Consider the following 2861-nt stretch of genomic DNA (forward strand, 5'->3'; position numbering starts at 1 on the left):
TCTACCGCGGGGAGCGGGTGGTGCTGGTCCGGGACGGGCTGTCGGCTCACTGGAGCCGGGCGATGCGGGCCTGGGTCGCCGAGCAGGACTGGCTGGCCCTGGAGCGGTCACCCGCCTACGCGCCCGAGCTCAATCCGGTGGAACTTTTGTGGTCCTCGCTCAAAAAACGTGAACTCGCCAACCCCGCCGGCGACCACCTCGCCGATGTCGCCGACGCCACCGAACAGGGCATCCACCGCATCAACCAGAACCGACAGCTGCCCTGGTCCTTCCTCGCCCACACCGGTCTCACCCTTCACCCACCAACCCCACAGAACTAACGAAAAGATCAGTAAGGGCTATCCCGTAAAGATCTTGGAGTCGCCTCGGGCACACGGGATGCCCGGAGCCTGTGCAGTCGTAGCCGCTCACCATCCCGCCGGTCACTCCACCGACTCTCGCCGGTTTCGGTTGGCTCCCGGCCGGCGCCGTGCAGTGCATCGACGAGTGATTTGACAGGCTGTATAAATCTGGATGATGCGTCTAACGTGGAGATAGCGGGGTGCCCTTCGGGGTGCGAGACCCAGCGACACGAGAGCACGTCGAGCGAGTAGAAGCCGGAGCCGCCCATGACCAACGAACAGCACTCAGCCATTACCGCCCCCGACCTCTACGACCGGTCCGGAAAGCGCTACTCCCTGGACGATCCTCGCTGGCGGGGCGAGGACGGCAGCCCCCTTGCCGTCAGTGCACTGCCGGGCCTGCGTCCCGAGCAGATCGACACCGCAGAACGGTCCCTGTGGCGCTACCACGCGGCCCTGCCCGTCCCGGCCGCCCGGCGGGTGAGCCTTGGTGAAGGGTGTACGCCGATGGTTCCGGTCGACTGGGGCGGCCGACGTATCCACTTCAAGCTGGAGTGGTTCAACCCGACCTCCAGCTTTAAGGACCGGGGCGTATCGGTGATGATGTCCCACCTCGCGGCGCACGGCGTCGACCGCGTACTCGAGGACAGTTCGGGCAACGGCGGTTCATCGGTGGCCGCCTACGCCGCCGCCGCCGGCATCCGCGCCAAGATCATCGTTCCCGCCGCCACCTCAGCGGCCAAGATTATCCAGGCCCGCGCCTACGGCGCCGAGATCGAGCTCGTGGGCGGCACCCGCGAGGAGGTCTCCGACGAGGCGATCCGGCAGTCCGAGCAGATCCCCTACGCCAGCCACAACTGGCACCCCATGTTCATCCAGGGCACCAAGACCATCGCCTATGAGATGTGGGAATCCCTCGGCTTCACCGCGCCCGACAACGTGGTCCTCGTGGCCGGAGCCGGCAGCAACATCATTGGGTGCGACCTGGCGTTCGGCGAACTGCTCGACGCCGGCCAGATCGACAGGCGCCCGCGCCTTTTCGTCGGACAGCCCGAGCACTGGGCGACCATCGCCGACACGTTCAACGGCGTCGACCCGGCCGGCCGCGGCGAGCGGATGCCGACGATCGCCGAGGGCGCGTCCATCGCCCACCCGGTCCGGCTGCCCGAGGCGGTGGAGGCCATCCGCCGCTCCGACGGGGCCGCCTACGCTGTCCCCGAGGCGGAGATCGACACAGCGGTCTGTGCACTGAGCGCGCGAGGCTTGTACGCCGAACCGACCAGCAGCGTCGCCGCGGCGACCCTCGATCACTTCATCGCGACCGGAGAGATCGCTTCGGACGAGACGACCGTGGTCGTGCTCACCGGTGCGGGGCTGAAGTCCACCGAGAAGATGGCCGAGGTACTCGCCGGGCACCGTGACGGCGCTCAGGAATCGAGCAGCGCTCGATGACACACCCCACCGGCCGACGAGATGACGAACGCGCCGTCCAGCCCGCCGCACCGGAAGACGGGCGCTACCTGTCGGATGATGAGCACCTCGTACGGGAAGCCGAGCGCATCGCTGTCGCCGTCGGGCGCATGTTCCCAGGTCTGTGCGAGGTCGTCCTGCACGACCTGCGCCGACCCGGCAACGCCATCCGCGCCATCGAGAACAACCTGTCCGGACGGCAGGTCGGCGACCCCGCCACCGAACTGGGCCTGCGCCGCATCGCGGACCCCGACTACCCCGGCGTCATCCAGAACTACAGCAACCAGTTCCCCGACGGACGCCCGGCCAAGAGCACCTCGATCGGCATCAAGAACGCCGAGGGACGTTACGTCGCGGCCTTGTGTCTGAACCTGGACGTCAGCACGCTGTCCCCGCTGACCCTGACCCTCGCCAACCTCGTGGCCACCGATGTCGAACACCAAGGTGAGGCCCTGGAGACACTGCGCGACCGCACGGGACGCGAACTTCGCTCGGCCATCGACTCCTTCGCGGCGCAGCGCTCCAGCACCCCGCGAGGCCTCAACCGTGACCAGAAGCGCGAACTGGTGCGGAGGCTGCATGCCGAGGGCTTCTTCGAGACCCGGAGCTCCGCACAACAAATCGCCGACCAGCTCGGCATCTCCCGGGCGACCGTCTACAACTACACGAAGTAGCCACGCCGATGAACGCCCTCAGAACCGGCCGCGATATGCCCCAGGAAGAGCATCCATGGCCAAGTCCCCGACCACCGGACGGACCGCCTTCGGCAACATCCGCCTGGCCCGCAGCGCCGCCACGATCGCCCCATTCGGCCACTACTCGCACGTCGCGGTCCATAACGGCGTCGCCCATGTATCCGCCGGCTCCCGCTCTACGCGGACGGGAGCCCCGCAGCGGACGAGCCGTCCTGCCCTGGAACTCCGGGGGCGTGGATCCCCGCATACTGAGCCTTTTTCAACCTGCTGGCGGGCTGGTCGGGTTGAGGCATCCCGGCTGCGCTGAACGACGAAGCTCCTGGTAGACGGTGTCACGACCAAGATCCACCGCTCA

General features: G+C 67.6%; 3 protein-coding genes. All 3 read left to right on the top strand.

Annotation, left to right across the window (positions count from 1 at the left end; translation table 11 throughout):
* A partial coding sequence (locus ACFWUY_RS41165; protein ID WP_384122020.1) for a transposase occupies positions 1 to 320 on the top strand: 320 nt, incomplete at its 5' end.
* A gap of 288 nt (positions 321 to 608) precedes the next feature.
* On the top strand, positions 609 to 1793 hold the full coding sequence (locus ACFWUY_RS41170; RefSeq protein WP_384122024.1) for a pyridoxal-phosphate dependent enzyme: 1185 nt from the start codon (positions 609 to 611) through the stop codon (positions 1791 to 1793).
* Entirely contained in the window at positions 1790 to 2485 is a 696-nt protein-coding gene (locus tag ACFWUY_RS41175) for a transcriptional regulator (RefSeq protein WP_384122027.1), read from the top strand. The genes ACFWUY_RS41170 and ACFWUY_RS41175 overlap by 4 nt, the downstream gene beginning before the upstream one ends.
* Positions 2486 to 2861 lie beyond the last annotated feature (376 nt).

Source organism: Streptomyces sp. NPDC058664, from assembly GCF_042716635.1.
Lineage (GTDB): Bacteria > Actinomycetota > Actinomycetes > Streptomycetales > Streptomycetaceae > Streptomyces.

Coding starts and splice junctions, on each gene's coding strand:
- ACFWUY_RS41170 (WP_384122024.1), top strand. CDS start 609: ATGACCAACGAACAGCACTCAGCCATTACCGCCCCCGACCTCTACGAC.
- ACFWUY_RS41175 (WP_384122027.1), top strand. CDS start 1,790: ATGACACACCCCACCGGCCGACGAGATGACGAACGCGCCGTCCAGCCC.